The organism is Burkholderia sp. Ac-20384 (assembly GCF_017104605.1).
Classification (GTDB): domain Bacteria; phylum Pseudomonadota; class Gammaproteobacteria; order Burkholderiales; family Burkholderiaceae; genus Burkholderia; species Burkholderia lata.
The window spans coordinates 32,923-51,101 of the sequence record NZ_JAAGPE010000036.1 but is presented as its reverse complement, the minus strand read 5'-3'; the positions used below and the strand labels follow the sequence as shown (position 1 = coordinate 51,101).

Genomic DNA, 18,179 nt, shown 5'->3' with positions numbered 1-18,179 from the left:
AACCGGCGCCGCGGCCGGTGCGCGCCTGCGCTTGCTCCTGGGCCTGGCGCAGCTTGCGCGCGATCCACGAACCCGCGAAGAAGAGAAGAATCAGGAGAAGAATCTGTCGCATCGGAAACCTGCGTTCAAACCACGGAACGGTGCAGCAGCACCTCGAAAACGAACCGGCTGCCGACATACGCGAGCAGCAGCGCGGCGAACGACACGAGCACCCAGCGCGCGGCACCACGGCCGCGCCAGCCCGACGTCTTGCGGGCGACCAGCAGGCCGCCGAACATCAGCCACGACAGGATCGCGAATACCGTCTTGTGGTCGAGCCGCAGCGCGCGCGCGTCGACCTGCTCGCTGAACAGGATGCCCGACGCGAGCGTCAGCGTGAGCAGCACGAAGCCGGCGCCGATCAGGCGGAACAGCAGCTTCTCGAGCGTAAGCAGCGGCGGCAGCGTCTCGAGCCAGCTCGCGATCCAGCCCGTCGAGCCATCGCGCCCGCCGCTCCTCAGCGACTGCAGGCGCCGCTCGACCATCAGCATCAGGATCGCGTGCAGCGCCGCGATCGCGAACAGGCCGTATGCGATGTTCGCGATCAGGAAGTGCAGCTTGAACAGCGGTGCTGCGGCATAAGGAAGCACCCGCACGCCGCCGAACACGAGCGGCAGCAGCGACGCGCCGCACGCGAGCGGCAATACCAGCAGGCGCAGGCTGTCGAGCGGGAAGAAGAAGCTCTCGATCCAGTAGATGCCGGCGCCGAGCCAGAACATCGCGGACAGCGCGAACGCGAAGCCGAACACCATCGCGTCGTTCGGAAAGATCGTCGTGTGGAGCAGCACGCCGTGCGCGACCAGCGCGGCGAACAGCAGCGCGCGGCCGGCCCCGCTCATCCCGGACGCGGCGGACGCGGGAACCGGCACGGCCGGCACGCTCGCGACGAGCGGCGTCGCGCCCTGGCGGTGCGTGCGCCAGCCTGCGACGGCGAGGCCGCCGTACAGGAATGCGGTGAGGGCATACAGTACAATATCCATGTTCGAAGTTTACACTAGGCCCCCTTCCCGCGACGGCTCCCTTTGTTCGGTTCCGCCGCGCCTTCGGGCCCCACTGTCCATCGCTCCCCATGCTCGACAATCTCACTCAACGGATGGCGCGCGTCGTCAAGACGCTGCGCGGCGAGGCCCGGCTTACCGAGGCGAACACGCAGGAGATGCTCCGCGAGGTGCGTCTCGCCCTGCTGGAGGCCGACGTTTCGCTGCCGGTCGTCCGCGAATTCATCGCCAAGGTCAAGGAAAAGGCGCTCGGCGAAGAAGTGATCAGCAGCCTGTCGCCGGGTCAGGCGCTGGTCGGCGTGGTCCAGAAGGAACTGACCGCCGTGATCGGCGGCGACTACGAAGGCAAGGCCGCCGAGCTGAACCTCGCGGTCACACCGCCCGCGGTGATCCTGATGGCCGGCCTGCAGGGCGCGGGCAAGACCACGACCGCCGGCAAGCTCGCGAAGCTGCTGCGCGAGAAGTACAAGAAGAAGGTGCTGACCGTGTCGTGCGACGTGTATCGCCCGGCCGCAATCATGCAGCTGAAAACGGTGAGCGAACAGGTCGGCGCCGACTTCTTCCCGTCCACGCCGGACCAGAAACCCGTCGACATCGCGATCGCGGCCGTCGACTGGGCGAAGCGCCACTACCATGACGTGCTGATCGTCGACACGGCCGGCCGCCTCGGCATCGACGAAGCGATGATGCAGGAAATCGCCGCGCTGCATGGCACGCTGAAGCCGGCCGAAACGCTGTTCGTCGTCGACGCGATGCTCGGCCAGGACGCGGTCAACACCGCGAAGGCGTTCAACGACACGCTGCCGCTCACCGGCGTCGTGCTGACCAAGCTCGACGGCGACTCGCGCGGCGGTGCCGCGCTGTCGGTGCGTCACGTCACGGGCAAGCCGATCAAGTTCGTCGGTGTCGCCGAGAAGCTCGACGGCCTCGAGGTGTTCCACCCCGACCGGATGGCGAACCGGATCCTCGGCATGGGCGACATCCTCGCGCTCGTCGAGGAGGCGCAGCGCGGCGTCGACGTGCAGGCCGCGCAGAAACTCGCCGACAAGGTCAAGAAAGGCGGTGACTTCGACCTGAACGATTTCCGCGCGCAAATCTCGCAGATGAAGAACATGGGCGGCCTGTCGTCGCTGATGGACAAGCTGCCTGCGCAGTTCCAGCAGGCGGCGGCCGGCGCCGACATGGGCCAGGCCGAGAAGTCGATCCGCCGGATGGAGGGCATCATCAGCTCGATGACGCCGGCCGAGCGCGCGAAACCCGAGATCATCAAGGCGACGCGCAAGCGCCGCATTGCAGCCGGCGCGGGCGTGCCGGTGCAGGAAGTCAACCGGATGCTGAACCAGTACGACCAGATGCGTACGATGATGAAGAAGCTGAAGGGCGGCAACATGCAGAAGATGATGCGCGGCCTGAAGGGCATGATGCCCGGCATGCGCTGATTCCGCCCATCGGCCGGCGCGCGGGTTTTTGCTGTAGCGCGCGCCGTCCGTTCTGCTTCATTCTTATTTGTATACCGACTGCCCGCCAGAACACATGAACCGCGAAGAAGCCCTCCACATTTTCAACCACTCCGAAGAGATCGTCTCGGCCGACGCCGTCAATGCGTCGATCTCCCGGATGGCCGACGCGATCCGCGCCGAGATCGGCGATGCGTTCCCGCTCGTTCTCTCGGTGATGGGCGGCGCCGCGGTGTTTACCGGGATGCTGCTGCCGCATCTCGATTTCCCGCTGGAATTCGACTACATCCACCTGACCCGCTATCGCAATACGACGCAGGGCAGCCCGGAAATGCACTGGCGCGTCGCGCCGCGCGAATCGGTGAAGGACCGGATCGTGCTCGTGCTCGACGACATCCTCGACGAAGGCGAGACGATGGCGGCGATCCGCGACCGGATCCTCGACATGGGTGCGCAGCGCTTCATGTCGGCCGTGCTGTGCGAGAAGACACTCACGAAGGCAAAGCCGCTGCACCCCGACTTCTGCGGCTTCCCGGTGCCCGACCGCTACGTGTTCGGCTGCGGGATGGATGCGAAGGGCTACTGGCGCAACCTGCCGACGATCCGCGCGCTGACCACGAACGTCTGAGCGCCCCGCTCCTCCGCACTATATAAATAGAAAGCGGCGCCCCGGTTTCCCGGAGCGCCGCTTTTTTTCGTGGGCGTCTTGAGTGCGCGCCGCGTCGCCCTACAGCTGGTGCACGAACGCGCGGACGCCGCCCAGCATCATCTCGACCGAAATCGCGACGAGCACGAGGCCCATCAACCGCTCGAACGCCGCGACGGTCCGCTCGCCGATCCATTGCTGGATCCGCTCGGCCAGCACCAGCGTCACCGCGCAGACGATCATCGTGACCGTCAGCGCGCCGACCCACTCAAGCATCTTGCCGGGCCCCTGCGACGTCAGCAGCATCACCGTCGCGAGCGCGGACGGCCCGGCGAGCGCCGGAATCGCGAGCGGCACGATGAACGGCTCGCCGCCCGCGCGCGGATCGTTGCCGAGCGCGCCGTCCGGATGCGGAAAGATCATCCGCAGCGCGATCAGGAACAGCACGATCCCGCCGCCGAGCCGCAGCGACAGGTCGGTGAGGCTCATCATCCGCAGGAAGCGGTCGCCGACCAGCATGAAGAACAGCAGGATCACGAATGCGATCCCCACTTCACGCAGGATCAGCTTCACGCGCCGCTCGCGCGGCACATCCCGCATCGCCGAAATGAACAGCGGGATGTTGCCGAGCGGATCGGTAATCAGCACCAGGAGCACGGTGGCCGACAGGAAGGTGTATTCCACCGCGTTCCCCGGTCGGTGCGCTTAGCGCGCGAGCGCGGCGCGGATCTTCTCCGCGACCGTCGCCGCAGCCGCGTCGGCCGGCAGCAGCGTCGCTTCGGCGTCGCGGCGGCCCTGATACTCGATCTTGCCTTCCTTCAGGCCGCGCTCGCCGATCACGAGGCGATGCGGCACGCCGATCAGCTCCCAGTCGGCGAACATCACGCCCGGGCGCTCACCGCGATCGTCGAGGATCACGTCGATGCCGGCTGCGACGAGTTCCGCGTACAGCTTGTCGGCGGTCTCGCGCACCATTTCGCTGCGGTCATAGCCCATCGGGCACAGCACGACTTCGAACGGCGCGATCGACTCGGGCCAGATGATGCCCTTGTCGTCGAAGTTCTGCTCGATCGCCGCGCCGAGAATACGCGTGACGCCGACGCCGTAGCAGCCCATCAGCATCGGCTGCGGCTTGCCCGACTCGTCGAGGAACGTCGCACCCATCGCTTCCGAGTACTTGGTGCCGAGCTGGAACACGTGGCCGACTTCGATGCCGCGGCAGATGTCGATCACGCCCTTGCCGTCCGGCGACGGGTCGCCCTTCTTCACGTTGCGCACGTCGGCGACGTCCGGCTCGGGCAGGTCGCGGCCCCAGTTCACGCCCGCGATGTGGTAATCGACCTCGTTCGCGCCGACGACGAAGTCGCTCATGTTCGCGACCGTGCGGTCCGCGATCACCTTCACGGGCTTCTTCGTGCCGACCGGGCCGAGATAGCCCGGCGGCGTGCCGAACCACTCGACGATTTCCTGCTCGGTCGCGAAGCGGTGGTCCTTCAGGCCCGGCAGCTTCGACACCTTGATCTCGTTCAGGTCGTGATCACCGCGCAGCATCACGAGCCAGATGGTCGGCTCGGCGCCTTCGTTGTCGGTCGCGAGCACGATCGACTTGATCGTGCGCTCGAGCGGAATGGCCAGCAGTTCGGCGACGGCTTCGCACTTCGCCTTGCCGGGCGTCGCGACCTTCTCCATCGCTTCGGCCGGCGCTGCGCGTTCGGCGATCAGCGGCAGCGCTTCAGCCGCTTCGATGTTCGCCGCGAATTCGGACGTCGGGCAGTACGCGATCGCGTCTTCACCGGTGTCGGCGATCACGTGGAATTCGTGCGAGAAGTTGCCGCCGATCGAGCCGCTGTCGGCCGCGACCGCGCGGAACTCCAGGCCGAGGCGCGTGAAGATGCGCACGTACGCGTCGTACATCTTGCGATACGACTCGTTCAGGCCGGCCGCATCCTTGTCGAACGAGTACGCGTCCTTCATGATGAATTCGCGGCCGCGCATCACGCCGAAGCGCGGACGGATCTCGTCGCGGAACTTCGTCTGGATCTGGTAGAAGTTCACCGGCATCTGCCGGTAGCTCTTGATCTGGTTGCGCGCGATGTCGGTGATGACTTCCTCGTGCGTCGGCCCGATCACGAAGTCGTTGTCCTTGCGGTCCTTGAAGCGCAGCAGCTCGGGGCCGTACTGCTCCCAGCGGCCCGATTCCTGCCACAGCTCGGCGGGTTGCACGGCCGGCATCAGCAGCTCGATGCCGCCCGCCCGGTTCATTTCCTCGCGCACGATCGCCTCGACCTTGCGAATCGAACGCAGGCCGACCGGCAGGTAGTTATAGATGCCGCCGGCGACGCGACGGATCATGCCGGCGCGCACCATCAGCTTGTGGCTGACGATCTCTGCGTCGGCGGGTGCTTCTTTCAGGGTGCCGATAAAGAAACGGGAAGCTTTCATGCGGACGGTTCCAAAAACGGCGCCCCCAGGCGGGGCGCCCGAAAAAGTTTCAAGGTGAAAAAGCTGCGCGCGACGAACGACGATGGCGCAGATGACGTAGCAGACTAATCAGGGACAATTCAGCCGGTGTACCCCGCGCGGATTCGCTCCGTCACGGTGCGCAGCGCCCGTTATCTGTTTATAATCAAAGCAATTTTAAAGGATTCGAAGGTGGTTGTATGCTGGATCGTGAAGGCTTTCGCCCGAACGTCGGCATCATCCTCTTGAACGCGCGCAACGAGGTGTTTTGGGGCAAGCGGCTCCGCGAGCATTCCTGGCAGTTTCCTCAAGGTGGGATCAAGTACGGCGAGACCCCCATGCAGGCGATGTACCGGGAACTGCACGAGGAAACGGGCCTGCATCCGGAACACGTCAAGATAATCGGCCGCACTCGCGACTGGTTGCGTTATGAGGTGCCTGACAAGTTCATTAAACGCGAAGTACGCGGTCATTACCGCGGCCAGAAGCAGATCTGGTTCCTGCTGCGGATGGTTGGACGCGATTGCGACATTTGCTTGCGCGCGACCGACCACCCGGAGTTCGATGCGTGGCGCTGGAACGAGTACTGGGTGCCGCTCGATGCGGTGATCGAGTTCAAGCGGGATGTCTATCAGTTGGCGCTGACGGAACTGTCGCGCTTCCTGCGCCGCCCGGCGCAGCGAGCCGAGAAGCCGCGCGGGCCGCGTCTGTCGCGCTATCCGCGCGTCATTGGCGTACAGGCCCAGCAGACGCTGACGATTGTCGACACATCGGTAGTCTGTTCGGAGATCGAAGTGGAAGCGAGCACGCTCGACGAGATGCCGCCCCACGTGATCGTCGGCAAATGACGAATCGAACTGCATGACCGGGCGCGACCTTGGTGTCGCGCCCTTTTTTTACGAGGAATGCATATTGAAAGCGATTGCTCTCGCGCTCGCATCGATTGCCGCGGTGGCCACGCTGGCAGGCTGCGCGAATTCGAAGACGCCCACCAACAAGGATGACAGCGAGTTCGTGTATCTGCTGGACCGCCAGGGCACCTGGAAGGAAAACGCGGTCGACTCGCTGCCGCCGCTGCCGCAAACGGGCGACCTGCTGCCGTTCAACGTATCGCAGAACACGCCGCTCAAGTTCTTCGTCGATGCGAAGTCGCTCGCCGTCGGCACCGATGGCGTCGTGCGCTACGCGGTCGTCATCACGAGCCCGGCCGGCGCGCGCAACGTGAACTACGAAGGTATCCGCTGCGACACCTACGAATGGCGCCAGTATGCCGGCCTGAATTCGGAACACGACGGCTGGGATCGCACCGTCGAGAACGACTGGCGGCGCATCGAGAACGGCGAGCTGAATGCCTACCACTCGGCGCTCTATCAGGACTACTTCTGCTCGAACAAGATGCCGCAGGGCACGACCCAGCAGATCCTGGAAAACATCCGGTTTCACCGCACCGCGATGAGCCAGTTGCGCTGACCGCGCGCGGCACCCGCCGCGCCCCGGTCCGCCGCATGAAAAAAGCCCGCATCACGCGGGCTTTTTCATTTGACGGCCGGAACCGGCACGTATGGTCACACCAGCACCAGGTTGTCGCGATGGATCAACTCGGGCTCCAGCATGTAGCCGAGCACGGATTCGATCTCGCCGCTCGGTTTGCGGTGAATCAGTTTCGTCTCCGCACTGCTGTAGTTCGTGAGCCCACGCGCCACTTCGCGCCCGTCGGGGCCGACACACGCGATGACTTCACCCCGCGCAAACGCGCCCTGCACGTCGATCACGCCGATCGGCAGCAGGCTCTTGCCGCCGGCCGTCAGCTTCTCGACCGCGCCCGCGTCGATCACGACATGGCCGCGCACCTGAAGATGGTCGGCCATCCACTGCTTGCGCGCCGCCATCCGCGCGGTACGTGCGATCAGTTGCGTGCCGATCGCTTCGCCAGCCGCCAGACGCACGAGCACGTCGGTCTCCCGGCCGCTCGCGATCACGGTGTTCGCGCCGCTGTGTGCCGCGCGCTTCGCCGCGAGGATTTTCGTCAGCATCCCGCCGCGGCCGAGGCTCGAGCCCGCGCCGCCGGCCATCGCCTCGAGTTCCGGCGCGCCTGCATTGGCTTCTGCAACGAGCGTCGCATTCGGATCCTTGCGCGGATCGGCGGTGAACAGCCCCGACTGGTCGGTCAGGATGATCAGTGCATCGCCTTCGATCAGGTTTGCAACGAGCGCGCCGAGCGTGTCGTTGTCGCCGAACTTGATTTCGTCGGTGACGACCGTGTCGTTCTCGTTGATGATCGGCACGACGCCGAGCCGCAACAGCGTCAGCATCGTCGAACGTGCATTCAGGTAACGCTCGCGGTCCGCCAGGTCGGCATGCGTCAGCAGGATCTGCGCGGTGCGGATGTCGTGCTCGGTGAAGCGGCTCTCATAGACCTGCGCGAGCCCCATCTGGCCGACTGCGGCGGCAGCCTGCAACTCGTCGATTTCCCGCGGCCGCTTGCTCCAGCCGAGCCGCTGCATCCCTTCGGCAATCGCGCCCGAACTGACGAGCACGACTTCCTTGCCCTGGGCGCGCAGTGCGGCGATCTGAGCCGCCCAACGGCCGATTGCTGCATGATCGAGCCCCTTGCCGTCGTTGGTCACGAGGCTGGAGCCCACCTTCACCACCAATCGCTTCGAATCCGCGATGATCGAACGCATCCTGCACTGTCTCCTGTATCTGCTGCCTGCCCGGCCGGGGCGCGATTGAACGCCGACGCCGGGCGGCACGCCCGGCGCGTTCCGGAATCGCTCAGGCGTCGTCGCCCGGCGCCGCACCGCCCTTGGCAGGCGGCTCGTCGCGGAAACGCACGTCCGCCGCGAGATCTTCCGCCTCCGCCGCACGATGCGCGTCCGAATGTTCAGCGAGGTAGTCGTAGATCGCGTAGCACAGCGCTTCACAGCCCTGGCCCGTCAGTGCCGAGATCTCGAACACGGGGCCATCCCACTCGAAGCGCTCGAGGAAATCCGCGACGCGCGCCTTGCGCTCGTCTTCCGGCACCATGTCGAGCTTGTTGAGCACGAGCCAGCGCGGCTTCTCGTAGAGTGCCTCGTCATACTTGCGCAGCTCGCCGACGATCGCCGTCGCTTCCGCAACCGGATCGACGCTTTCGTCGAACGGTGCGAGATCGACCAGATGCAGCAGCACGCCGGTGCGCTGCAGGTGGCGCAGGAACTGGTGGCCGAGGCCCGCGCCTTCGGCGGCGCCCTCGATCAGCCCCGGGATGTCCGCGATCACGAAGCTCTTGCTCGGGCCGACACGCACCACGCCGAGATTCGGCGCAAGCGTCGTGAACGGGTAGTCGGCAATCTTCGGCCTCGCGTTCGACACCGACGAAATGAACGTCGACTTGCCCGCGTTCGGCATGCCGAGCAGGCCGACATCGGCGAGCACCTTCAGTTCGAGCTTCAGCATGCGACGCTCGCCGGGCTTGCCGTCCGTCTTCTGCCGCGGTGCGCGGTTCGTGCTCGACTTGAAATGCAGGTTGCCGAGCCCGCCGGAGCCGCCCTGCGCAAGCATCACCTGCTGGTCGTGCTCGGTCAGGTCGGCGATCAGCTCGCCGGTATCCATGTCGCTGATGATCGTGCCGACCGGCATGCGCAGCGTGACATCGTCGCCGCCCTTGCCGTAGCAATCCGAGCCGCGCCCGTTTTCGCCGTTGCGCGCCAGATGCTTCTTCGCGTAACGGTAGTCGATCAGCGTGTTGATGTTGCGGTCGGCGATCGCGTATACGCTACCGCCCCGGCCGCCGTCGCCGCCGTCCGGCCCGCCGAACGGGACGAATTTCTCGCGGCGCATCGACGCACTGCCATCGCCTCCGTCTCCGGCGATGACTTCGATTCGTGCTTCGTCAATGAACTTCATTCGTCACTCCGCCCAGTATTTCCGCTATTGTGCCGCGCGCCGGCGCGCTTGAACAATCTGCCATTCGGCCGATCGTACGCCGGTTGCGCGATGGTCGCCGAACGCACACGCGCCCGGCGACCAAATAAAAAAAGGCCCCGCGAAGACTGCGGGGCCTTTCGGCTACGAAGCCCGTGGGTGCCTGAACTTAGGCAGCCGCCGGGACAACGATGACCAGATGCTTCTTGTCCGCGCCCTTCGTCGCGAACTTGACGTGACCGTCGACCAACGCGAACAGGGTGTGATCCTTGCCCATGCCGACGTTCTCGCCTGCGTGCATACGCGTACCGCGCTGACGCACGATGATGCCGCCGGCATTGATTGCCTGGCCGCCGTACACTTTCACGCCGAGACGTTTCGACTCGGAGTCGCGGCCGTTCCGGGAAGAGCCGCCTGCCTTTTTGTGTGCCATCTGATTGCTCCTTTACCGAGGCGCTTACGCGTTGATCGCGTCGATGCGCAGCTCAGTGTAGTTCTGGCGGTGGCCGCCGTGCTTTTGGTAGTGCTTCCGGCGACGCATCTTGAAGATGGTGACCTTGGCATGACGACCGTGCGACACAACGGTGGCCTTGACGGAAGCCCCACTGACCAGCGGCGTACCGAACTTAATCGATTCGCCTTCGCCCACTGCGAGAACCTGGTCGAGCGTGATTTCAGCGTCAATGTCAGCCGGTATCTGTTCTACTTTGAGTTTTTCGCCAACGGCAACTTTGTATTGCTTGCCGCCGGTTTTTATGACCGCGTACATTGAGAACCTCACTCTGGATCCAAATTTTCCGCACACCACGCGCGGAAAACACGTGATTATACATGGGGTTAGCACCGAAGTCAAAACCCATTGACGATTGCCGCGAGCGGGCCTCGGCCAAACGGCCAAATTCGAGGCTGCGGCACGTGTCACAGACCGGGATATCTCGGATTCGACTTATAATCCGCCGCATCACCCAATTCCATCATCATGTCGTCGTCCACCGCCTCCCCCACCCTCAGCGCCGCCCATCTGCTCGCTCCGATCACCAGTGACATGGAGCAGGTGAATCGCGTTATCCGGCAAAGCCTCGCGTCCGATGTGCTGCTGATCAACCAGATCGCCGAGTACATCATCGGCGCGGGCGGCAAGCGGCTGCGTCCGGCATTGCTGCTGCTCGTCGCCGGCGCACTCGGCGAGACGTCGCACCAGCGGCACGTGCTGGCCGCCGTCGTCGAGTTCATCCACACGGCTACGCTGCTGCATGACGACGTCGTCGACGAATCCGAGTTGCGCCGCGGCCGCCAGACCGCCAATGCGCTGTTCGGCAATGCGGCGAGCGTGCTGGTAGGCGACTACCTCTATTCGCGCTCGTTCGAGATGATGGTCGGCGTCGGCAAGATGCGCGTGATGGAGATCCTGTCCGAAGCGACGACGATCATTTCCGAAGGCGAGGTGCTGCAGCTCCTCAACATGCACGACGCGGACGTCGACGAAACGCGCTACATGCAGGTGATCCGCTACAAGACGGCCAAGCTGTTCGAGGCGTCGGCACGCCTGGGCGCGGTGCTCGCAGGCGCCGATGCGCCGACCGAGGCTGCCGCCGCCGAATACGGCCGCCGGATCGGCACTGCATTCCAGATCATGGACGACTGGCTCGACTACGCGGGCACCGTCGAGGCGATGGGCAAGAACGCCGGCGACGACCTTCGCGAAGGCAAGCCGACGCTGCCGCTCATCTATCTGATCGAACGCGGCACGCCCGAACAGTCGGCGCTGGCACGCGAGGCGATCGAACAGGGCGGCACCGATCGCTTCGACACGATTTTCGAAGCGATCACGCGCTCGGGCGCACTGGACCACACGCTCGAATGCGCACGCCAGGAAGCGCAGGCTGCGGCGGCTGCGATCGCTGCGTTCCCCGATTCGGTATACAAGGAAAGCCTGCTCGCGTTGTGCTCGTACTCGACGTCGCGGCAGTCGTAAGTGCATGTCGTACGTCGCCGCCCTGGCTGCGACGTACGTTCGACACGGGAAAATCACCTGTCTCGAAAAATTTTCTCTCCAAGGTCTTCCCTTTTTAAAGAAACGTCGTTATAGTTACATTCTTGCTTGACGACGCAGCGGTCTTGAAGAAGACGGCGAAATCGGAAGAGTCCAAATCGGGGTGTAGCTTAGCCTGGTAGAGCGCTACGTTCGGGACGTAGAGGCCGGAGGTTCGAATCCTCTCACCCCGACCAGATTTGTAAAAAACCGTGCACTCCGTGCACGGTTTTTTTTTGCCCGGTCGCCGCAGGCCCCTCGTGTCGCGCACGACACATCGCGGTCGCCGGCCTCTGCTATATTCCTTCCATCCCTGTCCCTCACTGCCCTTCCGACGCGTGGACCAAATTCCCTTATGGGCGCAAATCGGCGCCGTCTTCCTGCTTCTCCTCTGTTCCAGCTTCTTTTCGATTTCCGAGACCGCGATGATGGCGCTCAACCGCCATCGGCTGAAGCATCTCGCCAGCCAGGGCGCACTCGGCGCGAAAACCACGCAAGGCCTGCTCACGCGCACTGATCTGCTGCTCAGCGTGATCCTGATCGGCAACAACCTGTTCAACACGATCATCCCGGTCCTGACGACATCGCTCGCGCTGCATACGTTCGGCCGCAACAACGTCGCGCTGTCGATCGCGACCGGTATCGTCGCGTTCCTGATCATCGTGTTCGCCGAAATCGCGCCGAAGATCGTCGGCGCGACGTTCCCTGAACGCATCGCGCTGCCTGCGAGCCTCGTGATCGCGCCGCTGATGCGCGTGTTCAAGCCGGTCGTCTGGTTCGTCAACGCACTCGCGCACGGCGTGCTGCGCGTGCTGCGCATCAATACGGCGAAGGGTCGCGACCAGCGGATGTCGGCCGACGAGCTGCGGGCCATCGTGCTCGAGTCGAGCAGTTTCATGCCGACCAAGCACCGCAGCATCCTGCTCAACCTGTTCGACCTCGAGAACATCACGGTCGACGACGTGATGGTGCCGCGCCGCCAGATCGAGTCGCTCAACTTCTATGCACCGCTCGACGACGTCCTGCACCAGCTCGAAACCTGCTATCACAACCGGCTCGTCGTCTACGAAGGCGACATCGACAAGGTGCTCGGCGTGCTGCACGTCCGCAAGACGCTGACCGCGCTGCACAACCAGGAGTTCGACCGCGAGACGCTGCGCACGCTGCTCGCCGAACCGTACTACGTGCCGTCCGGCACGCCGGTGGTTCAGCAGCTCCAGTTTTTCCAGGAAACGCGGCAGCGGACCGCGCTCGTCGTCAACGAGTACGGCGAGCTCGAAGGGCTCGTCACGCCCGAAGACATCATCGAGGAGCTGATCGGCGAATTCACCACGTCGATGCCGCGCAGCGAACGCAAGGGCGGCTGGGACGACAACGGCGAATGCATCGTCTCGGCAAGCATGCCGCTGCGCGAACTGAATCGCTGGCTGCACCTGAAGCTGCCGACCGACGGGCCGAAGACGCTGAACGGCCTGGTGCTCGAAATCCTCGAGGAAATTCCGGAAGACGACGTGTGCCTGAAAATCGGTGACGTGATGCTTGAAGTGATGCGCAGCGACGATCAGGCCGTGCGCACCGTCAAGCTCTTCAAGCCGCGCGGTTCGCGCACCGCACGCGTCACCTCGCGCTAGCCGAACGGCTGACTGCCGGCGCCGCCCGCGACGCGCGACCATCTGCTGGTCACGGTCAACAGGCGGCCAGCGTGCCGGCTCACATGCATTTCCCTCCTCCCGGGGCGCCGCTGCGCACGCAGCCGCCGCCCGCTCACTCCGATGTGTCGCCCGCCACCGCATCGCGCGCGCTCGACGCGGCCCAGCTCGACGATGCGCCAGCCGTGCGGCTGCTGACGGACACGCTTCACGCGGCACGCGTGCGCGACGCATCCGACATCCACGTCGAACCATTCGAAGCCGGCTGGCGCATCCGCCTGCGCATCGACGGCGTGCTGCATGAACATGCGCGGCCGCCCCTGCATCTGCGCGACGCGCTCGTCACACGAATCAAGGTGCTCGCGCGCATGGACATCGCCGAGCGGCGGCTCCCGCAGGACGGCAGGCTGCGCATCGCGATCGACGGCGGTACGCGCGGCGACTACCGGGTCAGCTCACTGCCCACGTTGTTCGGTGAAAAGCTGGTGCTGCGACGGCTCGAAACCATGCCACCCGACCTCACGCTCGCACGCCTCGGCTTCGACGCGCAGCAGGCGGCCGCGATGGAGGCCGCGATACGCGCACCGCATGGCCTCGTGCTCGTCACCGGCCCCACCGGCAGCGGCAAGACGCTGTCGCTCTACTGCGCGCTGCAGATGCTCGATCGCGACGCGCACAACGTCTGCACGGTCGAGGATCCCGCCGAGATTCAGCTCGACGGCATCAGCCAGGTCGGTGTCGCCGAAAAAGCGGGGCTTACGTTCGCGACGGCACTGCGCGCGCTGCTGCGGCAGGATCCGGACATCATCATGGTCGGCGAGATTCGCGATGCGGAGACAGCCGACGTCGCGATCAAGGCCGCGCAGACCGGCCATCTCGTGCTGTCGACGCTACACACGAACGACGCGCCGGCCGCCGTCGCGCGGCTGCTCGACATCGGCGTCGCACCGTACAACCTCGCGGCCGCACTGCACCTCGTCACCGCGCAACGCCTCGTCCGGCGGCTGTGCACCGCCTGCCGCGTGCACTCGGACGCACCGGTGCCCGTCCTGCGCGAAACCGGCTGCGACCCGGCTGCCCTCGCAGCCGGATGGCGGCCGTTCGTCGCGCGAGGCTGTCCGGCCTGCTACGGCATCGGTTATCGCGGCCGTGTCGGCCTGCATCAGACCATGCCGGTATCGCCGGGGCTGGCGGAACGCATCGTCGCACGGGCGAGTGTCGGCGAACTCGCGCAATGCGTGGCGGCCGAAGGCGTGCGCAGTCTGCGCGACGCGGCGCTCGCGCGCGTCCACGACGGCACGACCAGCATCGCGGAAGCGCTCGCCGCGACACCTGCGGCATGAGCATGCGCACGCCGCCGCGCGAAACCCGCTTCGCGTGGCGCGGCCGCCGTCGCGACGGCACGTCGCGCCGCGGGACCGTCATCGCATTCGACGCCGCGAGCGCACGTGCCGCGCTCGCACGCGACGGCATCGCCGTGCTGTCGCTCGACGTCCGCGGGCCGGCCCGGGCGCCAACGGCCAGCGCGCGGGACGTCACGCGCTTCACGCGCCAGCTCGCAAGCCTGCTGCAGGCCGGATTGCCGCTCGCGCCGTCGCTCGAGATGCTCGCGCGTACGCGACCTCACGACGGCCTGCCGCGCATCGCCGCCGGTCTCGCCCGCGAGATCGTCGGCGGCCGGCACTTCGCCGAGGCACTCGCACGCTATCCATCCCAGTTCGGCACGCTGTATCGCCAGTTGATCGAGGTCGGCGAAGCGTCCGGCTCGCTCGGCATCGTGCTGACACGGCTTGCGGAACACCGCGAGCGCACCGACGCGCAGTGGCGCAAGCTGCGCGCCGCGCTCACCTATCCTGCGGCCGTCATCCTGTTCGGGCTCACGATCTCGGCGGCGTTGATGGTGTGGGTGGTACCGACGTTCCGCCAGATCTTCGACGGTTTTGGCGCCGCACTGCCGGCGCCGACTCGCGCGCTGCTCGCGCTGTCCTCCGCGCTGTCGGCGTGGGGCGGTGTGCTCGCTGCCGGTATGGCAGCAGCCGGGCTGGCTGCACATCACGCGCTGCGGCGGTCGGCACCGCTGCGCCACGCTGTCGCGCGGCACCTGCTGCACGCGCCGCTCGCGGGTGGTGCGCTCAGCCGGTACGCAGCCGCACGCTGGTGCCGCTCGCTTGCGACGCTGCTCGGCGCCGGCGTGCCGCTCGCCGACGCCTTTGCCACACTCGAGCGCACCGCCGGCCATCCGGTGTTCGAGCACGCCACCGCGCACATCGCAGCCCGCGTGCTGCGCGGCGCGCGTCTCGCCGATGCGATGCAGTCGGCCGGTTGCTTTCCGGACGACGTCGTGCAGCCGATCGCCGTCGCCGAGGAGACGGGGGCGCTCCACACGATGCTCGCCGACATCGCCGCGTTGTGCGAACGCCAGCTCGACGCGCGTCTCGACGCACTCGCCGCGCTCGGCGAACCGTTGATCGTGATCGTACTGGGCGCACTCGTCGGCGGCCTCGTGATCGCGATGTACCTGCCCATCCTTCAGCTCGGCAACGTGGTGTAGCATCGCAACCGATTCTGTCGCCTTTTAGTCCGAACCTTGAGCCTCATGACGCCAGCGCCCCTGTCCGCCGTTCCCGATTCGCCCGAGAGCACGCTGCTCGCGCTGGCGATGCTGCCGCCCGCGCTGCAGTATGCGTTCGCGGTCGTCATCGGCCTTTGCATCGGCAGCTTCCTGAACGTGGTCGTGCACCGGCTGCCCGTGATGATGCAGCGCGCGTGGCAGGCCGAGATCGATGAAGCGACCGGCAACGCGAGCGCCCCGCCCGACGACGGCTACCCGCCGCGCTACGATCTGTGGCGCCCGCGCAGCGCCTGCCCGCATTGCGGCCACGTGCTGCGCGCATGGGAAAACATCCCGCTCGTCAGCTACCTGATGCTGCGCGGGCGCTGCCGGCGCTGCGGCCACGCGATCGGCATCCGCTATCCGCTCGTCGAGCTCGCGTGCGCGCTGCTCGCCGCCGGCTCGCTCGCGGCATTCGGCCCGACCGTCGCCGCGCTTGCCGCGTTCGCGCTGTGCGCCGCGCTGCTCGCGATGAGCGCGATAGATATCCGGACCGGCTACCTGCCCGACTCGATGACGCTGCCGCTCCTCTGGGCCGGGCTCGTGTTGAACCTCGGTGGCACGTTCACATCGCTGCGCTCGGCCGTGATCGGGGCTATGGCCGGCTACCTGTTCCTGTGGTCGATCTACTGGCTGTTCAAATGGCTGCGCGGCATCGAGGGCATCGGTTTCGGCGACCTGAAGCTGCTCGCCGCGCTCGGCGCATGGATGGGCTGGGCCGCATTGCCGCAAGTGGTGCTGTTCGCCGCGGTGACGGGTGCGATCGTCGGGCTCATTGCGACCTGGCGCGGCCGCATGCGCTTCGAGGAGCCGATTCCGTTCGGCCCGTTCCTCGCGGCAGGTGGCGTCGCGACGCTGTTTTTCGGCACCCCTTTCTATTCGGCGCTCGGAGGCTGACATGTTCGCAATCGGACTCACCGGCGGCATCGGCAGCGGCAAGACGACCGTCGCCGACCTGTTCGGCGCCCGCGGTGCGGCGCTGGTCGATACCGATCTGATCGCCCATCGCATTACCGCACCGGGCGGCCTCGCGATGCCCGCGATCGAACAGGCATTCGGTCGCGGCTTCGTTGCCGCCGACGGCTCGCTTGATCGCGCGAAGATGCGCACACTGATCTTCAGCGACGACGCCGCGCTCCGCCGCCTCGAAGCGATCACGCACCCGCTGATCCGTGCAGAGACCGATCGCGAAGCGCGCGAAGCGCCGGGCCCGTACGTGATGTTCGTCGTGCCGCTGCTCGTCGAGTCAGGCAACTGGAAGACGCGCAGCAATCGCGTGCTCGTCGTCGATTGCCCGGTCGAAACGCAGATAGCACGCGTGATGCGGCGCAACGGCTTCACGCGCGAGCAGGTCGAAGCGATCATCGCGAAACAGGCAACGCGCGAAGCCCGTCTCGCGGCGGCCGACGACGTGATCGTCAACGACGCGACGACACCCGACGCGCTCGCCGCGCAAGTCGATGCACTGCACCAACGCTATCTCGGGTTTGCGGCCGCCGCGCGCTGAACCTCGCGCCCAATCGTGATGGTGTACGAAATTGGCGCGTTGCTAGGGTAGAGAGTGGGCATTAGAATGTCCTGCATTGTTTCAATTCCTACCCAAGAGGCGAGCGCGCTTGATTCTTTACGAGTATCCGTTCAACGAGCGAATTCGCACGCTGTTGCGCCTCGAAGATCTCTTCGAGCGCTTCGCGTTCTTTTTGGCTCAGGAGGACCCGCGTGAACACCACGTCGCGCTGACGACGCTGTTCGAAATCGCCGAGGTAACGGGCCGCGCGGACCTGAAATCGGATCTGATGAAGGAGCTCGAACGTCAACGCCAGACGCTCGCCCCCTTTCGCGGCAATCCGGGCATCGAGCAGAACGCGCTCGAAGCCGTGCTCGGCGAAATCGAGCAGACGCTCGCAAATCTCGCGCAGATGCAGGGCAAGACCGGGCAGCACCTCGTCGACAACGAGTGGCTCGCCAGCATCCGCAGCCGTGCGGTGATCCCCGGCGGCACGTGCAAGTTCGACCTGCCGTCGTACTACGCATGGCAGCAGTGGCCCGCCGAGCAGCGGCGTCACGACATCGCGAAGTGGATCCTGCCGATGCTGCCGCTGCGCGACGCCGTGACGATCGTGCTACGCCTCGCACGCGAATCGGGTCAGGCGTCGAAGGTCATGGCGATGCAGGGCAGCTACCAGCAGATGCTGTCCGGCCGCACGTACCAATTGATGCAGGTGCGCGTACCGCCGGAGCTGCGCGTCATTCCCGAAGCGAGCGCGAACAAATACATGTTGTGGGTACGGTTCACCGTGCAGGACGGCGATGTGCGGCCGCGCGCGGTGGACATCGACGTGCCGTTCCATCTGACACTGTGCAATCTGTAACGGCCGCAG

The 18,179-nt window shown here is 65.7% G+C and carries 18 protein-coding genes, 1 tRNA gene and 1 pseudogene; 12 read left to right on the top strand and 8 right to left on the bottom strand.

What is annotated here, in order from left to right:
• A pseudogene (locus G3O00_RS09995) lies at window positions 1-112 on the bottom strand (deaminase); the annotation flags it as partial.
• Window positions 113-125: 13 nt separating this feature from the next.
• Window positions 126-1,019 carry a cytochrome c biogenesis protein CcsA gene (gene ccsA / locus G3O00_RS09990; RefSeq protein WP_011350867.1) on the bottom strand — a complete coding sequence of 298 codons (894 nt, stop codon included), beginning with the start codon at window positions 1,017-1,019 and terminating at the stop codon, window positions 126-128.
• Window positions 1,020-1,108: 89 nt separating this feature from the next.
• On the opposite strand from ccsA, the gene ffh reads away from it, so the two are divergent.
• Both ffh and G3O00_RS09980 read left to right on the top strand, forming a co-directional pair.
• On the top strand, window positions 1,109-2,476 hold the full coding sequence (ffh, locus tag G3O00_RS09985) for a signal recognition particle protein (protein ID WP_089424440.1): 1,368 nt from the start codon (window positions 1,109-1,111) through the stop codon (window positions 2,474-2,476).
• Window positions 2,477-2,570: 94 nt separating this feature from the next.
• Window positions 2,571-3,122 carry a hypoxanthine-guanine phosphoribosyltransferase gene (locus tag G3O00_RS09980; RefSeq protein ID WP_174934144.1) on the top strand — a complete coding sequence of 184 codons (552 nt, stop codon included), beginning with the start codon at window positions 2,571-2,573 and terminating at the stop codon, window positions 3,120-3,122.
• A gap of 99 nt (window positions 3,123-3,221) precedes the next feature.
• On the opposite strand, the gene G3O00_RS09975 is transcribed toward G3O00_RS09980, so the two are convergent.
• On the bottom strand, window positions 3,222-3,824 hold the full coding sequence (locus G3O00_RS09975) for a MarC family protein (protein ID WP_011350864.1): 603 nt from the start codon (window positions 3,822-3,824) through the stop codon (window positions 3,222-3,224).
• 21 nt (window positions 3,825-3,845) lie between these two features.
• The gene (locus G3O00_RS09970; protein ID WP_206142869.1) at window positions 3,846-5,582 is read right to left on the bottom strand and encodes a proline--tRNA ligase; all 1,737 of its coding nucleotides are present in this window, start codon (window positions 5,580-5,582) and stop codon (window positions 3,846-3,848) included.
• 218 nt (window positions 5,583-5,800) lie between these two features.
• Here G3O00_RS09970 and G3O00_RS09965 point away from each other — a divergent pair, with 218 nt between their 5' ends.
• Both G3O00_RS09965 and G3O00_RS09960 read left to right on the top strand, forming a co-directional pair.
• Window positions 5,801-6,448, top strand: coding sequence for an RNA pyrophosphohydrolase (locus G3O00_RS09965; RefSeq protein ID WP_011350862.1), 648 nt, complete (start codon window positions 5,801-5,803; stop codon window positions 6,446-6,448).
• 13 nt (window positions 6,449-6,461) lie between these two features.
• The gene (locus tag G3O00_RS09960) at window positions 6,462-7,070 is read left to right on the top strand and encodes a CNP1-like family protein (protein ID WP_011350861.1); all 609 of its coding nucleotides are present in this window, start codon (window positions 6,462-6,464) and stop codon (window positions 7,068-7,070) included.
• A 95-nt stretch (window positions 7,071-7,165) separates the two neighbouring features.
• Here the strand turns inward: G3O00_RS09960 and proB are convergent, their stop codons facing one another.
• From proB to rplU, 4 genes are all read right to left on the bottom strand, one after another.
• Entirely contained in the window at window positions 7,166-8,284 is a 1,119-nt protein-coding gene (gene proB / locus G3O00_RS09955) for a glutamate 5-kinase (RefSeq protein ID WP_011350860.1), read from the bottom strand.
• Window positions 8,285-8,375: 91 nt separating this feature from the next.
• Window positions 8,376-9,488 carry a GTPase ObgE gene (gene obgE, locus G3O00_RS09950; RefSeq protein ID WP_174934140.1) on the bottom strand — a complete coding sequence of 371 codons (1,113 nt, stop codon included), beginning with the start codon at window positions 9,486-9,488 and terminating at the stop codon, window positions 8,376-8,378.
• A gap of 187 nt (window positions 9,489-9,675) precedes the next feature.
• Window positions 9,676-9,939 carry a 50S ribosomal protein L27 gene (gene rpmA, locus G3O00_RS09945; protein WP_006476999.1) on the bottom strand — a complete coding sequence of 88 codons (264 nt, stop codon included), beginning with the start codon at window positions 9,937-9,939 and terminating at the stop codon, window positions 9,676-9,678.
• A 24-nt stretch (window positions 9,940-9,963) separates the two neighbouring features.
• The gene (gene rplU, locus G3O00_RS09940) at window positions 9,964-10,275 is read right to left on the bottom strand and encodes a 50S ribosomal protein L21 (RefSeq protein WP_006025184.1); all 312 of its coding nucleotides are present in this window, start codon (window positions 10,273-10,275) and stop codon (window positions 9,964-9,966) included.
• A gap of 210 nt (window positions 10,276-10,485) precedes the next feature.
• Between rplU and G3O00_RS09935 the strand changes: the two genes are divergently transcribed.
• From G3O00_RS09935 to zapD, 8 genes are all read left to right on the top strand, one after another.
• A complete protein-coding gene (locus tag G3O00_RS09935; RefSeq protein WP_011350858.1) occupies window positions 10,486-11,481 on the top strand; it encodes a polyprenyl synthetase family protein in 996 nt (331 codons plus the stop codon).
• 177 nt (window positions 11,482-11,658) lie between these two features.
• Window positions 11,659-11,735 (top strand) — tRNA-Pro (locus G3O00_RS09930).
• A gap of 141 nt (window positions 11,736-11,876) precedes the next feature.
• Window positions 11,877-13,169: an HlyC/CorC family transporter gene (locus tag G3O00_RS09925; RefSeq protein WP_011350857.1), complete on the top strand. Its 1,293-nt coding sequence runs from the start codon at window positions 11,877-11,879 to the stop codon at window positions 13,167-13,169.
• 83 nt (window positions 13,170-13,252) lie between these two features.
• Window positions 13,253-14,530 (top strand): ATPase, T2SS/T4P/T4SS family, encoded by a 1,278-nt coding sequence (locus G3O00_RS09920; RefSeq protein WP_206142868.1) that lies wholly within the window; start codon window positions 13,253-13,255, stop codon window positions 14,528-14,530.
• Window positions 14,527-15,738, top strand: coding sequence for a type II secretion system F family protein (locus tag G3O00_RS09915; protein WP_206142867.1), 1,212 nt, complete (start codon window positions 14,527-14,529; stop codon window positions 15,736-15,738). Before G3O00_RS09920 ends, G3O00_RS09915 begins: the two co-directional genes overlap by 4 nt.
• A 45-nt stretch (window positions 15,739-15,783) precedes the next feature.
• Window positions 15,784-16,695: an A24 family peptidase gene (locus G3O00_RS09910; protein ID WP_011350854.1), complete on the top strand. Its 912-nt coding sequence runs from the start codon at window positions 15,784-15,786 to the stop codon at window positions 16,693-16,695.
• A gap of 1 nt (window position 16,696) precedes the next feature.
• A complete protein-coding gene (gene coaE, locus G3O00_RS09905) occupies window positions 16,697-17,305 on the top strand; it encodes a dephospho-CoA kinase (RefSeq protein ID WP_206142866.1) in 609 nt (202 codons plus the stop codon).
• A 109-nt stretch (window positions 17,306-17,414) separates the two neighbouring features.
• On the top strand, window positions 17,415-18,170 hold the full coding sequence (gene zapD, locus G3O00_RS09900; protein ID WP_174934128.1) for a cell division protein ZapD: 756 nt from the start codon (window positions 17,415-17,417) through the stop codon (window positions 18,168-18,170).
• Window positions 18,171-18,179 lie beyond the last annotated feature (9 nt).

Coding starts and splice junctions, on each gene's coding strand:
- ccsA (WP_011350867.1), bottom strand. CDS start 1,019: ATGGATATTGTACTGTATGCCCTCACCGCATTCCTGTACGGCGGCCTC.
- ffh (WP_089424440.1), top strand. CDS start 1,109: ATGCTCGACAATCTCACTCAACGGATGGCGCGCGTCGTCAAGACGCTG.
- G3O00_RS09980 (WP_174934144.1), top strand. CDS start 2,571: ATGAACCGCGAAGAAGCCCTCCACATTTTCAACCACTCCGAAGAGATC.
- G3O00_RS09970 (WP_206142869.1), bottom strand. CDS start 5,582: ATGAAAGCTTCCCGTTTCTTTATCGGCACCCTGAAAGAAGCACCCGCC.
- G3O00_RS09965 (WP_011350862.1), top strand. CDS start 5,801: ATGCTGGATCGTGAAGGCTTTCGCCCGAACGTCGGCATCATCCTCTTG.
- G3O00_RS09960 (WP_011350861.1), top strand. CDS start 6,462: ATGACCGGGCGCGACCTTGGTGTCGCGCCCTTTTTTTACGAGGAATGC.
- proB (WP_011350860.1), bottom strand. CDS start 8,284: ATGCGTTCGATCATCGCGGATTCGAAGCGATTGGTGGTGAAGGTGGGC.
- obgE (WP_174934140.1), bottom strand. CDS start 9,488: ATGAAGTTCATTGACGAAGCACGAATCGAAGTCATCGCCGGAGACGGA.
- rpmA (WP_006476999.1), bottom strand. CDS start 9,939: ATGGCACACAAAAAGGCAGGCGGCTCTTCCCGGAACGGCCGCGACTCC.
- rplU (WP_006025184.1), bottom strand. CDS start 10,275: ATGTACGCGGTCATAAAAACCGGCGGCAAGCAATACAAAGTTGCCGTT.
- G3O00_RS09935 (WP_011350858.1), top strand. CDS start 10,486: ATGTCGTCGTCCACCGCCTCCCCCACCCTCAGCGCCGCCCATCTGCTC.
- G3O00_RS09920 (WP_206142868.1), top strand. CDS start 13,253: ATGCATTTCCCTCCTCCCGGGGCGCCGCTGCGCACGCAGCCGCCGCCC.
- G3O00_RS09915 (WP_206142867.1), top strand. CDS start 14,527: ATGAGCATGCGCACGCCGCCGCGCGAAACCCGCTTCGCGTGGCGCGGC.
- G3O00_RS09910 (WP_011350854.1), top strand. CDS start 15,784: ATGACGCCAGCGCCCCTGTCCGCCGTTCCCGATTCGCCCGAGAGCACG.
- coaE (WP_206142866.1), top strand. CDS start 16,697: ATGTTCGCAATCGGACTCACCGGCGGCATCGGCAGCGGCAAGACGACC.